The 19,918-nt window shown below is 63.9% G+C and carries 18 protein-coding genes; 13 read left to right on the top strand and 5 right to left on the bottom strand.

Translation table 11 applies throughout. From position 1 onward, the window contains the following. Nucleotides 1-103 precede the first annotated feature (103 nt). From ctlX to BLR63_RS04145, 7 genes are all read left to right on the top strand, one after another. Nucleotides 104-1,030, top strand: coding sequence for a citrulline utilization hydrolase CtlX (gene ctlX / locus BLR63_RS04175; RefSeq protein ID WP_010564840.1), 927 nt, complete (start codon nucleotides 104-106; stop codon nucleotides 1,028-1,030). 11 nt (nucleotides 1,031-1,041) lie between these two features. After that, nucleotides 1,042-2,088: an ornithine cyclodeaminase gene (locus tag BLR63_RS04170; protein WP_010564839.1), complete on the top strand. Its 1,047-nt coding sequence runs from the start codon at nucleotides 1,042-1,044 to the stop codon at nucleotides 2,086-2,088. Between the two features lie 258 nt (nucleotides 2,089-2,346). Beyond that, nucleotides 2,347-3,126 carry an ABC transporter substrate-binding protein gene (locus BLR63_RS04165; RefSeq protein WP_010564838.1) on the top strand — a complete coding sequence of 260 codons (780 nt, stop codon included), beginning with the start codon at nucleotides 2,347-2,349 and terminating at the stop codon, nucleotides 3,124-3,126. Nucleotides 3,127-3,212: 86 nt separating this feature from the next. Continuing rightward, nucleotides 3,213-3,914 carry an ABC transporter permease gene (locus tag BLR63_RS04160; protein ID WP_010564837.1) on the top strand — a complete coding sequence of 234 codons (702 nt, stop codon included), beginning with the start codon at nucleotides 3,213-3,215 and terminating at the stop codon, nucleotides 3,912-3,914. Further along, nucleotides 3,911-4,624, top strand: a complete 714-nt coding sequence (locus BLR63_RS04155; RefSeq protein ID WP_010564836.1) for an ABC transporter permease — start codon at nucleotides 3,911-3,913, stop codon at nucleotides 4,622-4,624. Before BLR63_RS04160 ends, BLR63_RS04155 begins: the two co-directional genes overlap by 4 nt. A 3-nt stretch (nucleotides 4,625-4,627) precedes the next feature. Beyond that, a complete protein-coding gene (locus BLR63_RS04150) occupies nucleotides 4,628-5,458 on the top strand; it encodes an ABC transporter ATP-binding protein (protein WP_010564835.1) in 831 nt (276 codons plus the stop codon). A gap of 5 nt (nucleotides 5,459-5,463) precedes the next feature. After that, nucleotides 5,464-5,961 carry an Lrp/AsnC family transcriptional regulator gene (locus BLR63_RS04145; protein ID WP_010564834.1) on the top strand — a complete coding sequence of 166 codons (498 nt, stop codon included), beginning with the start codon at nucleotides 5,464-5,466 and terminating at the stop codon, nucleotides 5,959-5,961. Between the two features lie 32 nt (nucleotides 5,962-5,993). Here the strand turns inward: BLR63_RS04145 and BLR63_RS04140 are convergent, their stop codons facing one another. The 4 genes from BLR63_RS04140 to BLR63_RS04125 all read right to left on the bottom strand — a co-directional run bounded on the left by BLR63_RS04140 (nucleotide 5,994) and on the right by BLR63_RS04125 (nucleotide 10,160). After that, complete coding sequence (locus BLR63_RS04140; RefSeq protein ID WP_010564833.1) at nucleotides 5,994-6,824, bottom strand: TIGR03915 family putative DNA repair protein; 831 nt, start codon at nucleotides 6,822-6,824, stop codon at nucleotides 5,994-5,996. Further along, nucleotides 6,821-8,041, bottom strand: coding sequence for a putative DNA modification/repair radical SAM protein (locus BLR63_RS04135; protein ID WP_010564832.1), 1,221 nt, complete (start codon nucleotides 8,039-8,041; stop codon nucleotides 6,821-6,823). The genes BLR63_RS04140 and BLR63_RS04135 overlap by 4 nt, the downstream gene beginning before the upstream one ends. 179 nt (nucleotides 8,042-8,220) lie before the next feature. After that, the gene (locus BLR63_RS04130; RefSeq protein ID WP_010565725.1) at nucleotides 8,221-9,558 is read right to left on the bottom strand and encodes a lysine N(6)-hydroxylase/L-ornithine N(5)-oxygenase family protein; all 1,338 of its coding nucleotides are present in this window, start codon (nucleotides 9,556-9,558) and stop codon (nucleotides 8,221-8,223) included. Between the two features lie 119 nt (nucleotides 9,559-9,677). After that, complete coding sequence (locus tag BLR63_RS04125) at nucleotides 9,678-10,160, bottom strand: sigma-70 family RNA polymerase sigma factor (RefSeq protein ID WP_042947027.1); 483 nt, start codon at nucleotides 10,158-10,160, stop codon at nucleotides 9,678-9,680. A gap of 356 nt (nucleotides 10,161-10,516) precedes the next feature. Between BLR63_RS04125 and BLR63_RS04120 the strand changes: the two genes are divergently transcribed. The 6 genes from BLR63_RS04120 to BLR63_RS04095 all read left to right on the top strand — a co-directional run bounded on the left by BLR63_RS04120 (nucleotide 10,517) and on the right by BLR63_RS04095 (nucleotide 18,301). Then, on the top strand, nucleotides 10,517-11,686 hold the full coding sequence (locus BLR63_RS04120; protein ID WP_010565727.1) for an efflux RND transporter periplasmic adaptor subunit: 1,170 nt from the start codon (nucleotides 10,517-10,519) through the stop codon (nucleotides 11,684-11,686). A 1-nt stretch (nucleotide 11,687) separates the two neighbouring features. Further along, on the top strand, nucleotides 11,688-13,661 hold the full coding sequence (locus tag BLR63_RS04115) for a MacB family efflux pump subunit (protein ID WP_010565728.1): 1,974 nt from the start codon (nucleotides 11,688-11,690) through the stop codon (nucleotides 13,659-13,661). After that, nucleotides 13,654-15,054 carry an efflux transporter outer membrane subunit gene (locus BLR63_RS04110; protein ID WP_010565729.1) on the top strand — a complete coding sequence of 467 codons (1,401 nt, stop codon included), beginning with the start codon at nucleotides 13,654-13,656 and terminating at the stop codon, nucleotides 15,052-15,054. Before BLR63_RS04115 ends, BLR63_RS04110 begins: the two co-directional genes overlap by 8 nt. Nucleotides 15,055-15,161: 107 nt before the next feature. Beyond that, a complete protein-coding gene (locus BLR63_RS04105) occupies nucleotides 15,162-15,911 on the top strand; it encodes an alpha/beta fold hydrolase (RefSeq protein WP_010565730.1) in 750 nt (249 codons plus the stop codon). A gap of 217 nt (nucleotides 15,912-16,128) precedes the next feature. Continuing rightward, on the top strand, nucleotides 16,129-16,992 hold the full coding sequence (locus tag BLR63_RS04100) for a LysR family transcriptional regulator (RefSeq protein WP_010565731.1): 864 nt from the start codon (nucleotides 16,129-16,131) through the stop codon (nucleotides 16,990-16,992). A 205-nt stretch (nucleotides 16,993-17,197) separates the two neighbouring features. Then, complete coding sequence (locus BLR63_RS04095; RefSeq protein ID WP_010565732.1) at nucleotides 17,198-18,301, top strand: SMP-30/gluconolactonase/LRE family protein; 1,104 nt, start codon at nucleotides 17,198-17,200, stop codon at nucleotides 18,299-18,301. Between the two features lie 48 nt (nucleotides 18,302-18,349). Here BLR63_RS04095 and BLR63_RS04090 read toward each other — a convergent pair whose 3' ends face one another. Continuing rightward, nucleotides 18,350-19,816 (bottom strand): ATP synthase subunit B family protein, encoded by a 1,467-nt coding sequence (locus tag BLR63_RS04090; RefSeq protein WP_010565733.1) that lies wholly within the window; start codon nucleotides 19,814-19,816, stop codon nucleotides 18,350-18,352. Nucleotides 19,817-19,918: the final 102 nt, after the last annotated feature.

Here is a 19,918-nt window from a genome sequence, read left to right as displayed (position 1 = left end):
TTTTCAGCTTTCCCGGCTGATGCCCCCACCCGTTTCAGCCGGGATTCACCCGCCCTCCCGCACACAATATCCCCACTGCTCAACCCCATGGATTCGTGCCCCCATGCAAACCACCAACACCGTCCTGATGATTCGCCCGGCGCGCTTTGCCTTCAACCCGGACACCGCGATCAACAACCGTTTCCAACGCCCGCCCCTCGACCCGCTCAGCGCACAGCACAAAGCGCTGGAAGAGTTCGACGGCTATGTCGACACCCTGCGCCGGCATGGCGTGGAAGTGCTGGTGGTGCAGGACACCCCGGCGCCCCACACGCCGGACTCGATCTTTCCCAATAACTGGTGGAGCAGCCACGCCGACGGCAGCCTGGTGCTGTACCCGATGGAAGGCCAGAACCGACGATTGGAACGCAACAAGGGCGTGCTGCAAGTCCTCGAACAGCGTTTTGCAATCAAAGACACCATTGACCTCAGCCATCTCGAACAACAGAACATCTTCCTCGAAGGCACCGGCAGCATGGTGCTCGACCGCCAGCACCGCATCAGCTACGCCTGCCATTCCGGGCGCACCCACCAGGACGCCCTGCGCCAGTTCGCCGAACGCCTCGACTACCGGCTGTGCGTGTTCCACGCCGTCGACCGCCAGCACGCGCCGATCTACCACAGCAACGTGATGATGAGCGTCGGCCGCGACCTCGCGGTGGTGTGCCTGCAAGCCCTGCCGGACGCCGACGAGCGCCGCGCGCTGGAGCGTTCCCTGCGCGACACCGGCAAGGACATCCTCGCCCTCGACTTCGACCAGCTCGAAGCCTTCGCCGGCAACATGCTCGAAGTCCACGACCGCGACGGCCAGCCGCTGCTGGTGATGTCCGCCAGCGCCTGGGCCGCCCTGCCCCCCGCCCAGCGCCGGCATGTGGAACGCCACACGCGGCCGGTGGTGGTGAACATCGACAACATCGAACGCATCGGCGGCGGCAGTGCCCGCTGCATGCTGGCCGAAGTGCATCTGCCGGCCCGCGCCTCATTTCAATAAGGAGTCTTGCCATGACCCGCTACATCGACGTCAACGACCTCAGCTACCTGGTCTCGCAGAAAGGCCTGCAAACCTGCATCACCGAAATGGCCGAGTACATCCGCGCCGACTACCTGCGCTGGCAGGACTTTGAAAAATGCCCGCGCCTGGCCAACCATTCGCCGGATGGCGTGATCGAGTTGATGCCGGTTTCCGATGCTTCGCTGTATGCGTTCAAGTACGTCAACGGCCACCCGAAAAACACCCTGGCCGGCATGCTCACCGTGATGGCCTTCGGTGCCCTGGGCGATGTGGACACCGGCAAACCGGTGCTGCTGGCGGAAATGACCCTGACCACCGCGATCCGCACCGCCGCCACTTCAGCGCTGGTCGCGCGCTACCTGGCCCGCAACAACAGCCGCAGCATGGCGTTGATCGGCAACGGTTCCCAGAGTGAATTCCAGGCCCTGGCCTTCCACGCCATGCTGGGCATCAATGAGATCCGCCTGTTCGACATCGACGCCAAGGCCACCGCCAAGCTGGCGGCCAACCTCAAGGCGTTTCCGGCAATCAAAGTGATCCTCGCCGGCAGCGTGGCCGAAGCGGTCAAAGGCGCGGACATCGTCACCACCGTCACCGCCGACAAAGCCTACGCCACCATCCTCAGCGACGACATGATCGAGCCCGGCATGCACCTCAACGCCGTGGGCGGCGACTGCCCAGGCAAGACCGAGCTGGACCGCCGCATCGTCGAGCGTGCGCGGGTAATCGTCGAGTACGAACCGCAAAGCCGCATCGAAGGCGAAATCCAGCACATGCCGCCAGACTCGCCGGTGACCGAGCTGTGGCAAGTGATCAACGGCCAGCGCCCCGGCCGCGAGAACGCACGCCAGGTCACCCTGTTCGACTCGGTGGGTTTTGCCATCGAAGACTACTCGGCCCTGCGCTACGTGCTGGACGTGGCCAAAGCCCTGGACGTGGGCAGCGAACTGGAACTGGTACCGGACCTCGCCGACCCTAAAGACCTGTTCGCCCGCCTGGCCCAACCACCGCGCGCGCAGCAGAAAAAGCGCGCCTGAGACCGCTCTGGCCTGCCGCTTTGCGCCCGGGGCAGGCCGGATTCCGGCGGATGAAAAGCCGATTCAGCGGGTGCGGCAGCCGATTCCGCTGCATTGCTCTTTTTTACAGCGCAATTCGCGCTTTGAGCGCGGGCTAAACGACACAAAAAACGCACCACCTTGAAGCATTCTGAGCCCGACCGAAGAGTCACCGAATGAATGCAAGCCGCACCCCTTTTTACTGCCCTGACATCAATTACAAAATATAGGGACCACACCATGACGCCATTGCGATCACTTTTCGCTGCACTGCTGTTGCCACTGTGCGCCAGCGCCGCCCACGCCCAAGACTGGAAAGAAATCCGTTTCGGCGTATTCCCCGAATACCCGCCCTTCGAGTCCGTGGCGGCCGACGGCAGCCTGCAAGGCTTCGATATCGAATTGGGCAACGCCATCTGCGCCAAGCTCGAAGTCAAATGCACCTGGGTGCACAACGAGTTCGACGGCATGATCCCGGCCCTGCGCGCACGCAAGTTCGACGCCATCATGTCGTCCATGGCCGTGACCCCGGCACGCGAGAAAGTCATCGACTTCAGCGACCGCCTGTTCCTCAGCCCCACGTCGGTGATCACCCGCCAAAGCGCCGACTTCGGCGACACCCCGGAATCGCTCAAAGGCAAACAGGTCGGCGTGCTGCAAGGTTCGCTGCAAGAAGCCTATGCCCGCGCGCACCTGGCCAAGCTGGGCGCCCAGATCAAGGCGTACCAGTCCCAGGAACAGAACTACGCCGACCTGCAAAACGGTCGCCTCGACGCCACCCTGACCGACAAGCTCGAAGCCCAGCTCAACTTCCTGTCCAAGCCCGAAGGCGCCGACTTCAAGACCGGCCCGGCCTTCAAGGACCCGACCCTGCCCCTGGACATCGCCATGGGCCTGCGCAAGAACGACCAGGACTTGCGCGCGCTGATCAACAAGGGCATCGCCGCCGTCCAGGCCGATGGCACCTATGGGCAGATCCAGAAGAAATACTTCGGCGATCAGGACATCTACCACGAGTAAGCCAACACCGACCCTGTGAGAGAAGCCACCTCCTCCACAAGCCCTCTCCCACAGGGGTATGTCTGCGCCCTTTAGAGATCTCCCCCATGAACGAATTCCTCAACCTGCAGGGCTACGGCCCGATGCTCGCCCAGGGCGCCTGGATGACGCTCAAACTGGCGCTCCTCGCCCTGGCCCTGAGCCTCTCCCTGGGCCTGATCGCCGCTGCCGCCAAACTCTCCAGCGCCAAATGGCTGCGAGTGCCGGCCACGCTCTACACCACACTGATCCGCAGCGTGCCGGACCTGGTGCTGATCCTGCTGATGTTCTACAGCCTGCAACTGTGGCTGAACGACCTGAGCGAAGTGTTCGGCTGGGATTACTTTGAAATCGACCCGTTTACCGCCGGGGTCGTCACCCTGGGGTTTATCTACGGCGCGTATTTCACCGAGAACTTCCGCGGCGCGATCCTCAGCGTGCCGGCGGGCCAGTTGGAAGCCGCCACCGCCTATGGCCTGAGCCGCTGGCAGCGTTTTCGCCTGGTGCTGTTCCCGCAACTGATGCGCTTTGCCCTGCCGGGCCTGGGCAATAACTGGCTGGTGTTGCTCAAGTCCACGGCGCTGGTGTCGATCATCGGCCTGTCGGACCTGGTCAAGGCCGCGCAAAACGCCGGCAAGACCACCAATGAGCCGTTGTATTTCCTGATCCTCGCGGGGCTGGTTTACCTGCTGATCACCACCCTGTCCAACCGCATCTTCAAGCGCCTCGAACGGCGCTACAACCTCGGCATCAAGGGGATGGCGCGATGATCGAACTGTTCCAGCAATACGGCCTGGCCTATCTGTTCAGCGACGGCGCGGGGTTGTCCGGCGTGGCGATGACCCTGTGGTTATTCATCCTCTCGGTGCTGTTCGGATTTTTCCTGTCGATCCCCCTGGCGATCGCCCGCGTCTCGGAACACGTCTGGCTGCGCTGGCCGGTGGAGGCCTACACCTACCTGTTTCGCGGCACGCCGCTGTATATCCAATTGCTGATTTGCTACACCGGGCTCTACAGCCTGGAAGTGGTGCAGGACAACGCCCTGCTCAACCAGTTTTTCCGCAATGCCCTCAACTGCACGCTGCTGGCCTTCGTGCTCAACACCTGCGCCTACACCGTGGAAATCTTCGCCGGAGCGATCCGCAATATTCCCCATGGCGAAATCGAAGCGGCATGCGCCTATGGCCTGCACGGCTGGCGGCTCAACCTGTTTGTGGTGGTGCCCGCCGCGCTGCGCCGGGCGTTGCCGGCCTACAGCAACGAAATGATCCTGATGTTGCACGCGACCTCACTGGCGTTTACCGCCACCGTCGCCGACATCCTCAAAGTGGCCCGCGATGCCAATGCCGAGACGTTCCTGACGTTCCAGGCTTTCGGCATCGCCGCGCTGCTCTACATGCTGCTGTCCTTTGCACTGGTGGGCCTGTTTCGACTGGCCGAACGTCGCTGGATGCGTTTTCTTGTTCCGACCCGAGGCTAACCCATGAATCAGTCCGCGCAGGCCCTGGCCACTTATCCTGTGGATGAACCCGTTACCCAAACCGCAACGACGGCGGTCAAGCTTCAAGTCGAAGGCATCCACAAACGCTACGGCGAACACGAAGTGCTCAAGGGCGTGTCCCTCAACGCACGCAACGGCGATGTGATCAGCCTGATCGGCGCCAGCGGCTCGGGCAAAAGCACCCTGTTGCGGTGCATCAATTTTCTCGAACAACCGGACGCCGGGGTCATCACCCTCGACGGCATCAGCATCGAAATGCGCCAGGGCCCCGCCGGCACCCGCGCGCCCCACCAGGAGCAATTGCAGAACCTGCGCACGCGCCTGGCCATGGTGTTCCAGCACTTCAACCTCTGGAGCCACATGACCGTGCTGGAAAACATCACCATGGCGCCGCGCCGGGTGCTGGGCGTGAGCGCAGCCGAAGCGGAAAAACGCGCGCGGCTGTACCTGGACAAAGTCGGCCTGCCGGGCCGCGTAGCGGATCAGTACCCGGCGTTTCTGTCCGGCGGCCAACAACAGCGCGTGGCCATTGCACGGGCATTGGCGATGGAGCCAGAGATCATTCTGTTCGACGAACCGACCTCCGCGCTCGACCCGGAGCTTGTAGGAGAAGTCCTCAAAGTCATACAGACGTTGGCCGAGGAAGGCCGTACCATGCTGATGGTCACCCACGAGATGGGCTTTGCCCGCCAGGTGTCCAGCCAAGTGCTGTTCCTGCACCAGGGCCGGGTCGAGGAACAAGGCAGTGCGCAGATCCTCGATCACCCCGGCAGCGAGCGCTTGCAGCAATTTCTTTCCAATCGTTTGAAGTGAAACCCATGGATACCAAGGCCAACGGACCCCATACCGCCCCTGCGCTGGACCGCATCGACGAAGCGATCATCGACGTGCTGCGCCACCAGGGACGTATCACCTATGAAAAGCTCTCGTCGCTGGTGCACCTCACCCCCAGGCCCTGCCTGGAGCGGGTGCGCAAGCTGGAGCGCCGCGGAGTGATCCGGGGGTATGGGGCGATCATCGATGTGCAGATGGTCTCGCCGGGCTTGTCATTGCTGGTGCTGGTGGCCTTGTCCAACCAAAGCGGGCGCTCGGCGCAAAAGGCCTTCGAAGCCTGCGTCAAGGCCTGCCCCCAGGTGTTCGAATGCCAGCTGATCAGCGGGCCGTTCGACTACAGCCTGCGCATGCGTTGCCGCGACATGGAGCACTACCGGGTGCTGACGGAGACCTGGTTGAACAACGACGAATTACACATCGACAAGTTGGTGGCCCATCCCGAACTCGCAGTGGTCAAGAACACCGCGACCGAACTGGCCTGAAACACCCACCGTAGGCGCCGGCTTACCGGTTCCTACGTAAGGGTGTTGATGCGCTTGCCCGGTTTTGCAGCAATCAGCCTGGCCTGCCCATCCCGCTGCTTGCCCGTGCGTGCCTCGCTGATCAACCCAGGGATCAACTTGCCCTCCGGCAGATTCTTCCAGAACCGGCTGGGCAAGTGCCCCTCCATCACCTTGGGGTTCAACCGCGCCGGGTTGAAGATGTGACTGTAGTAGGTCAGCCACATGGCGCTGTGGGGGTCTTCGACCGTTTGCGCCAGCTGTCGCCACGCCTCGGGGCATTGGCGTTGATGAATCAACTGTTCACCGTCGTAATACACCCCATCCAGCGGCGTAGCGATCATCCAGCGATGCCGCCCCATGCGCCCGATAAAGTGCTGGCTGGCGCTCTTGAGAATGTCGTGGGCCGGCTCATGCCAGGCCACGTATTCCGGCAACGCCGGCCCGGCCTCTGCCGGCAAGGCGATAAAGCGCACAAACGCATGCAGATGATGGGCCTCGCGGTTGACCTGCTTGATCCGCCGCTGCAGCTCGCTGCCCAGCTTGTCCCCCGCCAGCATCGCCGTGCGGTCACCATGGCTGACCCGCCACAACACTTCATACAACAGGCTCCAGCGCTGGTCGCCGTGGTAACAGGCGGCCGATTCCAGCAACTCCAGCAATGCCTTGGGAATGCGCGCCTGGAACGGGCCGAGTCCCGGCGGGATGGGTTCGTCGGTGGCAAACAGGTCCGCCACCTCGGCGTCGCCCCAGCTCACCTGGCTGGGGTCGATCTGATGGCTGAGCAACCAGCGCGCCTGGTCGCGCCAGGTGCCGAACAGGTTGTCGCATTCCAGGCTGATCATCCCCACAACCCCATCTGCTGCGGCTGCGGGCGGTCGCGCAATTGTTCGCGCAGCAGCACGCTGGTGCTTTCCGCCTGTTGCGGGTGGTAGTCGCTGGTGATGAAGAACGGCTTGGCCTTGGCCAGCACACAGCGCATGCGCGCCAGGTCTTCGAAGCGGATCTTGCGTTCGCGGCGCAGGTCCACCAGGCGCTGGGTGGTGCGCAGGCCGATGCCGGGGATGCGTGCGATCAGGGTCGGTTCGGCGCGGTTCAGGTCCAGGGGGAACACCTCGCGATGCTCCAGCGCCCACGCCAGCTTGGGGTCGATGTCCAGGGCCAGGTGGCCAGGGCCTTCGAACAGTTCGTTGGCCCTGAAGCCATAGCTGCGCAACAGGAAGTCGGCCTGGTACAAACGGTGCTCGCGCATCAGCGGTGGCGCGGCCAGGGGTACGCTTTTCGGGCTGTTGGGGATGGGGCTGAACGCCGAGTAATAGACCCGGCGCAGCTTGAAGTTGCCATACAACGCCTCGGCGCCGTGGAGGATGGTGCTGTCGTCGGTGTCGTCGGCGCCGACGATCATCTGCGTGCTCTGACCGGCCGGGGCGAAGCGCGGCGCGCGGGGTTCGTTGAGCACCGTCTGCTCGCCGGTGTAGATGGTCTGCATGGCCTGCTTGATCGAGCCGATGTGCTTCTCCGGTGCCAGGGTCTGCAGGCTGGCGTCGGTGGGCAGCTCGATGTTCACACTGAGGCGGTCGGCGTAGCGCCCGGCCTCGGCAATCAGCGCAGGGTCGGCATCGGGGATGGTCTTGAGGTGGATGTAGCCGCGAAAGTCATGCTCTTCGCGCAGCAGCTTGGCGACGCGCACCAGTTGTTCCATGGTGTAGTCGGCCGAGCGAATGATGCCGGAGCTGAGAAACAGCCCGCTGACGCAATTGCGCCGGTAGAAATCCAGGGTCAGGGTAACCACCTCCTCCGGGCTGAAGCGGGCACGGGGCACGTCGCTGGAACGGCGGTTGACGCAGTATTGGCAGTCGTAGAGACAGAAATTGGTGAGCAGCACCTTGAGCAGCGAGACGCAGCGGCCATCGGGTGTGTAGCTGTGGCAGATGCCCATGCCATCGGTGGACCCCAGCCCCGCCTTGCCCTCCGAACTGCGCTTGGGCGCGCCGCTGCTGGCGCAGGAGGCGTCGTACTTGGCGGCATCGGCGAGGATGCTGAGTTTTTCGATCAACTGCATGGGGGGGCTACCGATACTGGTTTTTTGTACAGTACCAGTCCCCCCGATTACCGCCACCCCCCACCCCCTGTAGGAGCGAGCTTGCTCGCGAAGATCCCACAAACGCCGCGTTCATCCCGAATGCCCGCGTTATCGTTGGCGATCTTCGCGAGCAAGCTCGCTCCTACAAGGGGGTGGGGTCAGCTGGCGGTGGCCAGGAGCAGGTCTTGCACGGAGCGGCCCTGGCCACGGTGGCGATCATGCTCGAACAGCGACGCCGCAATCTCATCCGCCCGAATCGGCAGCACCGACAGCAAGGTGTCGCTCAACCCGTGGCTGGCCTGGCTGAAGCCCTGGATGTAGATGCCGGCCTTGCAGCGTTCATCGGTGACGATGCGGTAATCGCGGCTGACCTCGAAGTCGCCCATATAAGCGTCCAACGGTGCCAGCAGCTCGCGGTGCGTCTGGCGCTCGTAGCCGGTGGCGAGGATCACCGCGTCGTAATGATTGACGCTGGTTTCCCCGCTGGCGTTGTGACGCAGGACCAGTTCGATACCCAACGGGCCGGCGCTGGCCTTTTCGACCACGGTCATGGTGCGGAACGCCTGACGGGCGACGCCGGAGACTTTCTGGCGGTAGAAAATCCCGTAGATACGCTCGATCAAATCCAGGTCCACCACCGAATAGTTGGTGTTCTGGTACTCCGCCACCAGGCGCTCGCGCTCGGCACCGACCTGCTGGAACACCAGGTCGGTAAAGGCCGGCGAGAACACTTCATTGACGAACGGGCTGTCATCGGCAGGCTTGAGCGCCGAACCGCGCAGGATCATATCGACCTGCACCGAAGGGAAACTGTCGTTCAGGTCGATAAAGGCCTCGGCCGCGCTCTGGCCACCGCCGATGATCGCGATGCGCATCGCCTTGCCGTCCACGCACGGCTGGGTGGCCATGCGCTCGAGGTAGTGGGAATGGTGGAACACCCGGCTGTCGCCCTTGAGCGCCTTGAACTCGTCGGGAATCTTCGGCGTGCCACCGGCGCTGACCACCACCGAACGGGTGGTGCGCACATGCTGCTCACCCAGCGCATCGCGGGAGATCACGCGCAGCGCCTCGACCTGCTGCTGGTGCAGGATCGGCTCGATGGCCAGCACTTCCTCGCCGTAGCGAGCCTGGGCCTGGAACTGCCCTGCGACCCAGCGCAGGTAGTCGTTGAACTCCATGCGGCACGGGTAGAAGGTGCCCAGGTTGATGAAATCCACCAGGCGGTCGTGGGCCTTGAGGTAGTTGACGAAGGAGTAAGGGCTGGTGGGGTTGCGCAGGGTCACCAGGTCCTTGAGGAAAGAAATCTGCAGTTCGCTCATGGTCACCAGGGTATTGCCGTGCCAACGGTAATCGGCCTGTTTGTCGAGAAACAGCACGTCCAGTTTGCCCTGCGTCTTTTCGCGCTCCTGCAGGGCGATGGCCAGCGCCAGGTTCGAAGGGCCGAAACCGATACCGATCAGGTCGTGAACCGCGGGCGAAGCAATTGCCTGTGTCATTCCAGTGTCCTCTGGATAAGCCCCTTGGCGATGGGGCGGGAATACCTTCGAGACCTGCACAACAGGTCATGTGTTGATAGGAAACGAGGACAGTGAAATAAAATTTAACCGGTCAGCGATCAGTGCGCGTCCCACTCGCGCATCCGCACCCGGCAGTGCTTCATGGCATTGACGATGTGTTTTTCCACCAGGGAGCGGGAAATCCCCAGGCGTTCGGCGATTTGCACATGGGTCAGGCCGTCGAGCTTGCGCAGCAGGAAGCTGTCGCGGCATACCGCCGGCAGCTCGGCCAGGGCGCGTTCGAGCAGTTCCAGGCGCAGGCTGTGGTCGTGGGAGGTGTGGGGCGTGCTGGCGGCGAAGCGTTCTTCGCTGTCCAGCACGTCCAGGGGCTCGACCTGGCGCAAGGCGTTGCGCCGATGGCCGTCGATCACCAGGTTCAGCGCGGTGCGGTACAAGAACGCGCGAGGTTGTTCGATGGGGGTGTCGCTGGAACGTTCCAGCACCCGGACATAAGCGTCATGCACCACATCCTCGGCCACCTGACGGTTGCTCAGCTTGGCGTTGAGGAAACACACCAGCTCGCGATAGTAGTTTTCCAACATGACTCCCAACCGCCGGGGGCGCGGTATTAAATCCCTGAGTGCGAAAAAAACACAGCCTCTGCAGGAGCGAGCTTGCTCGCGAAGATCCCACAGACGCCGCGTTCCCCCAGACTGCCCGCGTTATCGTTGGCGATTCTCGCGAACAAGCTCGCTCCTACAACGGGTGATGGCAGTTTGGGTAGACGCAATTTATAGTAATTCTCATCTAGTTTTAATCAAGACTTGCATCAACGGGCGTTTTTTTCTTCATGGGGCCTGTATCCGCCTGTGTAACTGTCTAAATTCCGGGGCAATTCCCTCGTTTACCTGTCAGCTCCGCGCAACTGCGCTCCGAACTTCCTGGCTGGAACCTAAGCATGAAACGCCCTCGCCCCGCCCGACGCGCCTTGCTCGTTATCGCCTGCATGATCCCCCTCATCGCCGTCGCCACCTGGCAGGTGCTGCCGACAGGGCGCGACAACCTGACCACCGTGACCGTCAGTCGCGGCACGATCGAAAGCAGCGTCACCGCCCTGGGCACCCTGCAACCACGGCGCTATGTGGATGTGGGCGCCCAAGCCTCCGGGCAGATCCGCCAGATCCACGTCGAAGCCGGCGACCCGGTCCAGGAAGGCCAATTGCTGGTGGAGATCGACCCGTCCACGCAAAAGGCCAAGCTCGACGCCAGCCGCTACGCCATCGAAAACCTCAAGGCCCAGTTGCAGGAACAAAAAGCCCAGCACCAACTGGCGCGCCAGAAATATCAGCGCCAGCAACGCCTGGCGGCCGGCAACGCCACCCGCGAAGAAGACGTGCAGACCGCCAAGGCCGAACTGAGCGCGACCCAGGCGCGGGTGGACATGTTCCAGGCGCAAATCCTTCAGGCCCAGGCCAGCCTGCGCAGCGACGAAGCCGAACTGGGCTACACCCGCATCTATGCGCCGATGAGCGGCACCGTGGTCGCGGTGGATGCGCGCGTCGGCCAGACCCTCAACGCCCAGCAGCAGACCCCGCTGATCCTGCGCATCGCCAAGTTGTCGCCGATGACCGTGTGGGCCGAAGTCTCCGAGGCCGACATCGGCCACGTCAAGCCGGGCATGACCGCCTACTTCACCACCCTGAGCGGCGGCAACCGGCGCTGGACCAGCACCGTGCGGCAAATCCTGCCGATCCCGCCCAAGCCCCTGATTGAAACCCAGGGCAGCGGCAGCCCCAACAGTTCCAACAAGAGCGGCAGCGGCCGCGTGGTGCTCTACACCGTGCTGCTGGACGTGGACAACAGCGACAACGCGCTGATGGCCGAAATGACCACCCAAGTGTTCTTTGTCGCCGGCGCGGCCAAGGACGTGCTGACCGTGCCGGTCGCCGCATTGCAGGGCGTCTCGGGCAGCGACCGGCAGATCGCCCGCGTGGTCGCAGCGAACGGCAGCATCGAAGCGCGCGAGGTACGCCTGGGCCTCAGTGATCGCCTGCGGGTCGAGGTGCTCGACGGCCTGCACGAAGGCGATCACCTGTTGATCGGTCCGGCCGACGGCAACGGGGGTTGAGGTGACGACGCCCCTGATCGAACTCAAAAACATCCGCAAGTCCTACGGCGGCGGCGACAGCCCGCAGGTCGACGTATTGCGCGGCATCGACCTGGCGATCCACGCCGGGGAATTCGTGGCGATCGTCGGCGCGTCCGGCTCGGGCAAGTCCACGTTGATGAATATCCTCGGCTGCCTCGACCGCCCCACGCAGGGCGAGTACCTGTTCGCCGGGGAAAACGTCGCGCACCTGGGCAGCGACGAACTGGCCTGGCTGCGGCGCGAAGCGTTCGGCTTCGTGTTCCAGGGCTATCACTTGATTGCCTCGGGGTCGGCCCAGGAAAACGTCGAAATGCCGGCGATTTATGCCGGCATCAGCGCCGCCGAACGCCACGCCCGTGCCCATGCCCTGCTCGCGCGCCTGGGCCTGGCCGAACGCACCGGCAACCGCCCGCACCAGTTGTCCGGCGGCCAGCAGCAGCGCGTGTCGATTGCCCGTGCGTTGATGAACGGCGGCCATATCATCCTCGCCGACGAACCCACCGGCGCCCTCGACAGCCACAGCGGCGCCGAAGTGATGACGCTGCTGGACGAACTGGCCAGCCAGGGCCACGTGGTCATCCTGATTACCCACGACCGCGAAGTCGCAGCGCGGGCCAATCGCATCATCGAGATTCGCGATGGCCTGATCATCAGCGACTCGGCCCAAAGCGACACCCACGTCCCCGCTCCGCCCGGCCAAAACGCGTTGCAGGCCGTGGACCTGCGCCAGCGCCTGGCCGACGGCGCCGAACACAACGGCGCGTGGAAAGCCGAACTGCTGGACGCGGTGCAGGCGGCCTGGCGGGTGATGTGGATCAACCGCTTCCGCACTGCGCTGACCCTGCTGGGGATCATCATCGGCGTAGCGTCGGTGGTGGTGATGCTGGCGGTGGGCGAAGGCAGCAAGCGCCAGGTCATGGCGCAGATGGGCGCGTTCGGCTCCAACATCCTGTACCTGAGCGGTTCATCGCCCAACCCGCGCACGCCGCTGGGCATCGTCAGCCTCGATGACGTCGCGGCGCTGGCGGCGTTGCCCCAGGTCAAACGCATCATGCCGGTCAACGGCAGCGAAGCCGGGGTGCGCTTCGGCAACGTCGACTACATGGCGTATGTGGGCGGCAATGACACCAATTTCCCGGACATCTTCAACTGGCCGGTGGTCGAGGGCAGCTACTTCACCGCCGCCGACGAACGCGCCGCAGCCACCGTCGCCGTGATCGGCCATCGCGTGCGGGAAAAACTGTTCCAGGGCCGGGTCAATCCGATCGGCCAGTACATCCTCATCGAAAACGTGCCGTTCCAGGTGATCGGCGTGCTCGCGGAAAAAGGCGCCAGCTCCGGCAACAAGGACAGCGACAACCGCATCGCCATTCCCTACACCGCCGCCAGCGTGCGCCTGTTCGGCAGCTACAACCCCGAGTACGTGGTGATCGCTGCCGCCGATGCGCGCAAGGTCCGCGCGACCGAGGTGGCCATCGACCAGCTCATGCAGAAACTGCACAACGGCAAGCGCGACTATGAGCTGACCAATAACGCCGCGATGATCCAGGCCGAGGCGCACACCCAGAACACCCTGTCGCTGATGCTCGGCTCGATTGCCGCGATTTCCCTGTTGGTGGGCGGTATCGGTGTGATGAATATCATGCTGATGACCGTGCGCGAGCGGACGCGCGAAATCGGCATCCGCATGGCCACCGGCGCACGCCAGCGCGACATCCTGCGCCAGTTTCTCACCGAGGCGGTGATGCTTTCGGTGGTCGGTGGCCTGTGCGGCGTCGCCCTGGCGCTGCTGGTGGGCGGCGTGCTGGTGCTGGCCAAGGTGGCCGTGCAGTTTTCCCTGGTGGCGGTGCTTGGCGCATTTGCCTGCGCACTGGTCACCGGCGTCGTATTCGGCTTTATGCCGGCCCGTAAAGCTGCCCGGCTCGATCCGGTTAAGGCGTTGTCCCGTGAATAAACGATCCCCGTGCCTGCTCAGCCTGTGCCTGTTGCTCAATGCCTGCGCCAGCTACACGTCCCCCGTCGACAGCGGCATCGCGCCGCCCGCCGCCTGGCAATTCGCCGAGCGTGACGCGGCCCAGGCCACCACTGCGCGCTGGTGGACCCACTTCGGCAGCCCGCAGCTCAACCGCCTGATCGATCAGGCCCGGCGCGACAGCTTCGACGTCGCCGCCGCCATGGCCCGGGTGCACCAGGCCCAGGCCAGCGCGGTGATCGCCGGCGCACCGCTGCTGCCCGAGGTCAAGCTCAACCTCGACACCAGTCGCCAGCAACTGTTGCGCGGCAAGGGCGGGCCGAGCCTGGATGCGTCGCAAAGCGACAAGGTGGTCGACAACTACGGCGTCAACCTGGCCGCCAGCTATGAAGTGGACTTCTGGGGCGGCCGCGCTGCCGCCCGCGACAGCGCCCTGCACAGCCTGCGCGCCAGCGCCTTCGACCAGGCCACGGTGGAGCTGACCTTGCTTGGCAACGTCGCCGACCGTTACGCACAAACCCTGGCGGCCCGCGAGCGCGGGCAGATCGCCGAACTGAACCTGGCCAATGCGCGCAACGTGCTGGAGTTGGTGCAGACCCGCTATGATGCCGGTTCCGCCACCGCCCTGGAACTGGCCCAGCAGAAAAGCCTCGTCGCCAGCCAGCAACGCCAACTGCCGCTGATCCAGCAACTGGCCGAAGACTCACGGATCACCCTCGCCGCCCTCCTCGGCCAACCGGTGCAGGCTCTGGACCTGGGCAGCGAACCATTCCAGGCGCTGACCTGGCCGAGCATCGGTGCCGGCCTGCCCAGCCAGTTGCTCAGCCGCCGGCCCGACATCGCCAAGGCCGAGGCGCAACTGGCGGCGGCGCAAGCGGACGTCAGCGTGGCGCGGGCCGCGATGCTGCCGACGATCACCCTGGGCGCAACCCTGGGCTCGGACGCCTACAAGGCCGTGGAAGTCCTGCGCAGCCCTTACTACACGTTGACCGCGGGGCTGGTCGGGCCGATCTTCAACAACGGCCGCCTGAGCGCCGAGCGCGACAAAGCCCGCGCCCGCCAGGACGAACTGCTACAGACCTATCGCGGCGCGATCGTCAACGGCTTTGCCGATGTGGAAAAAGCCCTCAGCAGCATTACCCGCCTCGACCAGCAGCGCCAATGGCAACACGAGGAACTGCAACAGGCGCAAACGGCCTTCCAGATCGCACAAAGCCGTTACCAGGCCGGGGCCGAAGACCTGCTCACCGTGCTGGAAACCCAGCGCACCCTGTACACGGCCCAGGATTTGAACGTGCAACTGCGGCTGTCGCGCCTGCAAGCCAGCATCGCCTTGTACAAGGCCTTGGGCGGCGGCTGGAAAACCGACATCTGATAAACAAAACTCCGGTTTCGTACACGAGCCGTCTTTTACACCTACATTCTTCCCCCCTGGGTCCTTGGTAAAAAAGCCGCCCTCACACGGCTGCCCGGGACCTCCTGATGACTGCTTCAAAGCACCTCGCCTGTGCCTGTCTCTGGCTGTTCGCAAGCCTCGGCCACGCCGAGCCGCTGATCAGGCCCGGCGCCATCGACTGGCTGCTGGACTGCCCCCTCCCCAGCGTTGAACGCCTGGACCCCGAGGTGCTGGAGCGCACCCAGTGCGGCATCGTCACCGTGCCCCGCAACCATGCCGCACCGCGCCAAGGCAGCCTGCGCCTGCACCTGACCCGCGTCGGCGCCCGCGAACCGCTGAGCCGCCAGGGCGTGGTCTTCGCCCAGGCCGGCGACACCTCGAAAACGCACCACAGCGGCACCTTCGTCATTCACCTGGCCAGCCGCTGGGGCGCCTACGCGACACCGGCGTATCGCACGCTGCTCGACCGCTACGACCTCATCGAACTCAGCCCCCGCGACCTCCAGTCAGCCCCCGCCATCGAACAGGCGGCAAAGGATATCGAGTTCGTGCGCGCTCAACTGGGCGACACCCAGCTGCACTATCTGGGCAACGCCGACGCCACACGGGTGGGCAACCGCTACGCCACGCTGCATCCCGAACGCGTCGCGCGCCTGATACTGGTCAACACGCCCCCCGGTGAACCGACCGCGCCGCTGGTGGATCAACTACGCCTCAAGGAACCGGCCAAACCGGGCGCCGGCGGCTGCGTGAACCAGTGGGTGGGCGACTTTCTGATCTATCGCCGGCCGCCACCGCCGTCCACCCGCTGCCTGGATTCCGGTGATTGGGAATAGCGTTGTTTACGACCTGTTGCCGCCTACTCATAAAAACACTCAAACCCCATGTGGGAGGGGGCTTGCTCCCGATAAGGCCAGCACATTCAACCTTTATCTCGACTGACACACCGCTATCGGGAGCAAGCCCCCTCCCACCAACCCTCTCCCACATTTTTTCAGCGCATTCCAATCCCCGGCCTCTACAATGCCCCTCACTCATCTCCCGGGGGGCTTCATGGACATCGAACTGGCACGCACCTTCCTCGAAATCACCCGCTGCGGCAGCCTGGCCGCCGCCGCCGAGAAACTCCACGTCACCCAGACCGCCATCACCGCGCGGGTCAAGAACCTCGAAAGTCAGTTGGGCAGTACGTTGTTCGTGCGCAACCGTGCCGGTGCGCGGCTGACCGCCGACGGCGAGGCCTTCGTGGTGTACGCCAACCAGTTGCTACAGACCTGGGAAGCCGCGCGCCGCGACCTGCCATTGCCGGACGGCTATCGCAACGTGCTGCATATCGGCGGCGAGGTCAGCCTGTGCAACCCGCTGATGCTCGGCTGGGCCCAAGCCCTGCGCGAGCACATCCCCGGCCATGCCCTGCGCACCGAGATCCGTGATGGCGAATACCTGCTACGCCAACTGGAACTGGGCGTGCTCGACGCCGCGCTGGTGTTCCAGCCGCAGTACTGGCCGGGGTTGCAGGTGGAACAGGTGCTGGAAGAAAAACTGATCCTGGTGCAGTTGGCGAGCAAACCGGCCCCGTACGTCTACATCGACTGGGGCCCGGGCTTTCGCCAGCAGCATGACGCCGCCCTGCCCGAGCGGGCGCGCGCCGCGTTGAGTTTCAACCTCGGGCCGCTGGCGTTGCAGTACATCCTCGAGAATGGCGGCGCCGGGTATTTCCGCACGCGGGTGGTGCAAAGCTATCTGGACAGCGGCGTGATGCAACGCGTGCCCAAAGCCCCGGAGTTCAGCTTCCCGACGTTCCTGGTGTACTCGCGGGCGCGGGATTCGGCGGTGCTGCAACAGGCGCTGGCGTTGCTGCGCGGCGTGGTCGAAGCCGAGAGCGACTGGTCGCAACGCTGGGACCCGATGATTTGAGGCGCCCTCGCACTCGCGAGCAAGCCCCCCTTGAATCGCGTTGGCGCAAAAACTCGCACAATTTCAAGCACCAACTAAGCTCACTCTCCAACAAAAAAGCGCCGAGCCACCGACTTGGACTCACCCTATGCAGCGGATGCAGGGGCGCGCTGTCATGTCCGGCCCCGCAACGAGAGCCGGGCCCCTCCGACAACCAGGAATCGTCATGAGTACCCGTCCGAAAAAACTGCGTCATCTGTTGTTTGTCCTGCTGCTGGCGGTGATCGCGTTTCTGCTGCTGATGCCCACCCCGGTGCAACCGGTGAACTGGACGCCGCCCAAGGCGCCGTCGATGAAAGACGGCCCCTACGCGCAAAACCAGCGCCTCAAGGGCGTGCAGAGAATCGGCGCCCAGGACATCGCCGGGCCCGAGGCCTTGGTGCTGGATGCCCAGGGCTTGCTGATCAGCGGGCTGCATGACGGGCGCATCATCCGCACCTCGCCCGACAGTCGCAGCCTGGAAGTGCTGGCCAATACCGGTGGCCGGCCGCTGGGCCTGGCGCTGCACCCGGATGGGCGCTTGATCATTGCCGATGGGATCAAGGGCCTGCTGGCGCTGGATGCCAATCGCCAGCTGAGCACTTTGAGCACCAGCGCCAATGGCGTGCCCTTTGGCTTTACCGACGACGTGGCCGTGGACGCCAGTGGTCGTTATGCGTATTTCAGCGATGCCTCGAGCCGTTGGGGTTACGGCCAGGATGGCGAGGCGGTGATCGAACATGGCGGCGATGGGCGGCTGTTGCGCTATGACTTCAGCACCGGCAACACCGAGGTGTTGCTGGACCAGCTGCAATTCGCCAACGGTGTGGCCCTGGGCCCGGATGAACGCTACGTGCTGGTCAATGAAACCGGCGCCTATCGCATCAGCCGCTATTGGCTCAAGGGCGAGCGCGCCGGCAGCCATGACCTGTTTATCGACAACCTGCCGGGCCTGCCGGACAACCTCAGCTTCAACGGCCAGGACCGCTTCTGGGTGGCGCTGTACTCACCGCGCAACCCGTTGCTCGACAGCGTTGCCGGCTACCCGCTGCTGCGCAAGATGATGGTGCGCGCGCTGATGGTGGTGCCCAAGCCCATCGAGCGCAAAGGCTTTGTGCTGGGGCTCGACACCGAGGGCAAGGTCATCGCCAACCTGCAGGACGGCAGCGCGGGCAATTACTCGCCGATCACCACCGCCCGGGAATATGGCGACTGGTTGTACCTGGGTTCGTTGAAGAACACGAGCATGGCGCGCTTGCCGCTGGCCTTGGCACTGGCGCCGGAGGAATGAAAAAAGGGCAGCCCCCTCAGGCTGCCCCCCTTCATTTACAACGGTCTATCAGTGTTTGATGTCCTGGGTGCAGATATGCCCCAGGCTCACATACGGCACGTTATCGCCCCCTACCCCGACGCCGGGGAACTCGTCCAGCTCGATACGCCAGCCGCCGAAGTTGAAGGTGGTGTCCCAGTTGTACGCCACGCCGGTGCTGCTGTCCGGGATCACCACGCGGTACTCGCCAAAGCACTCACCCAGGCCGGCGCTGGCCAGGGACGCACCCGCACTGTTGGTGGTGGCCTTGAAATCGGTCCAGTGGAACTCGGCGCCGTCAAAGCGCTTGTCGACACGCAGGATCGGCGTCACGCCCAACAGTGGTGCCCCCGTGGAGTCGGACCACTGGGTCGACCAGTTCAACGTCCGCGCGGTCTGGGTCGCCAGGGAAAACACCGAATACGGCACGCGCACGATGTTGTCGCCCTTCACATCGAAGGTATTCAAGCGCGGCGCCGACCCCAGGGTGAGCCGGTACTGCGCCGTGGGGTCCTGGACCACGGCCGGGTTGGCCCGGACCCGCACCTGGGCGACATAACCCGGCGCCACGCCCGAGGTGGTCAGGCTGGTACCGGCCGGCACCACGACCCAGTTATTGCCCTCCAGGCGCTCGAAGATCCACTGGTCGCGCACACCCTTTTTATCGTCGCTCAAGGACATCGCCACGTTCTGGCCACGGGTGGCCTGGAACGCGAAGTAGTCGACATCGTTGGGGTTGTCGATATTGCCCGTCACTCGGTTCAGGGCATCGGGCAGTACAAACGAGGCCTGGGGCGTGTCATTGGGTTCATAGGCATCGATGTTGGTGTCCACCGCCACGCCAAAACTGAACTGCGCGTTGTCGGCCGTGTTGGCCACCATGTACCAGTAGTAATCCCCCGCCGGCAGCACACCGCCGAGGTACTCGTCGGCGTTGCCGGGGTTGTCGGAGGTGTCGATCAACTGCGGGTTGCCCTGGCCATCATCGCGAAACAGGCTCAGGGACATATCGGCGCCGGCACTCTGGTCGATCAGTTGCACCAGTACCCGCGCGCTCTGCGGCAGATTGAAGTGGTAGGGAAACGCCTGGCCGGTTTGCACGTCGCTGATGGTGTACAGGGTGTTGACGTCCAGCGTCGGAAACAGCGGTACAAACTCGGCGACCGCCGTTTTGAGCGTGTCCTGATCGGGTTTCTTCACTTCGCTGTCAACGGTGGCCACCGTGGTGACTTTCGCCGCCTTGCCGGCAACCGCCTTGGACTGGCCGGCGGCTTTCGTCGCCATGGCTGCCTTGAGCTTTTGCTGCAATTGCGCGGAGATGGGCTTGGATTCAAGCGTCCCCCCGGGCTTCAGCGCTTTCTCAACCGCTTGCTTGAGCGCCTGGGCACTGAGTTTGGGGAGGGGTTGCGAAGGGTATTGCTCGGCCAGGGCAAAGGCCGAAACGAAGCAGGTGGCCGCCATGGCCGCGCCCAGCATAAAAGCTTTTTTCGATTTCATTTTTTATCCATCCATAGTTAAAAACTGAAGGTCAGATGACATCCGGTCACCTGAGATGGAATCTAGTCATTAACTGTATGGATGTCCAGTATTTTTTGTAGG

Source organism: Pseudomonas extremaustralis (assembly GCF_900102035.1).
Lineage (GTDB): Bacteria > Pseudomonadota > Gammaproteobacteria > Pseudomonadales > Pseudomonadaceae > Aquipseudomonas > Aquipseudomonas extremaustralis.
This window is presented reverse-complemented; position numbering and strand designations above follow the sequence as displayed.

Coding starts and splice junctions, on each gene's coding strand:
- BLR63_RS04140 (WP_010564833.1), bottom strand. CDS start 6,824: ATGATCAGCCTGGAATGCGACAACCTGTTCGGCACCTGGCGCGACCAG.
- BLR63_RS04150 (WP_010564835.1), top strand. CDS start 4,628: ATGAATCAGTCCGCGCAGGCCCTGGCCACTTATCCTGTGGATGAACCC.
- BLR63_RS04130 (WP_010565725.1), bottom strand. CDS start 9,558: ATGACACAGGCAATTGCTTCGCCCGCGGTTCACGACCTGATCGGTATC.
- BLR63_RS04105 (WP_010565730.1), top strand. CDS start 15,162: ATGACTGCTTCAAAGCACCTCGCCTGTGCCTGTCTCTGGCTGTTCGCA.
- BLR63_RS04125 (WP_042947027.1), bottom strand. CDS start 10,160: ATGTTGGAAAACTACTATCGCGAGCTGGTGTGTTTCCTCAACGCCAAG.
- BLR63_RS04155 (WP_010564836.1), top strand. CDS start 3,911: ATGATCGAACTGTTCCAGCAATACGGCCTGGCCTATCTGTTCAGCGAC.
- BLR63_RS04100 (WP_010565731.1), top strand. CDS start 16,129: ATGGACATCGAACTGGCACGCACCTTCCTCGAAATCACCCGCTGCGGC.
- BLR63_RS04170 (WP_010564839.1), top strand. CDS start 1,042: ATGACCCGCTACATCGACGTCAACGACCTCAGCTACCTGGTCTCGCAG.
- BLR63_RS04095 (WP_010565732.1), top strand. CDS start 17,198: ATGAGTACCCGTCCGAAAAAACTGCGTCATCTGTTGTTTGTCCTGCTG.
- BLR63_RS04145 (WP_010564834.1), top strand. CDS start 5,464: ATGGATACCAAGGCCAACGGACCCCATACCGCCCCTGCGCTGGACCGC.
- BLR63_RS04120 (WP_010565727.1), top strand. CDS start 10,517: ATGAAACGCCCTCGCCCCGCCCGACGCGCCTTGCTCGTTATCGCCTGC.
- BLR63_RS04090 (WP_010565733.1), bottom strand. CDS start 19,816: ATGAAATCGAAAAAAGCTTTTATGCTGGGCGCGGCCATGGCGGCCACC.
- BLR63_RS04135 (WP_010564832.1), bottom strand. CDS start 8,041: ATGCAGTTGATCGAAAAACTCAGCATCCTCGCCGATGCCGCCAAGTAC.
- BLR63_RS04165 (WP_010564838.1), top strand. CDS start 2,347: ATGACGCCATTGCGATCACTTTTCGCTGCACTGCTGTTGCCACTGTGC.
- BLR63_RS04160 (WP_010564837.1), top strand. CDS start 3,213: ATGAACGAATTCCTCAACCTGCAGGGCTACGGCCCGATGCTCGCCCAG.
- ctlX (WP_010564840.1), top strand. CDS start 104: ATGCAAACCACCAACACCGTCCTGATGATTCGCCCGGCGCGCTTTGCC.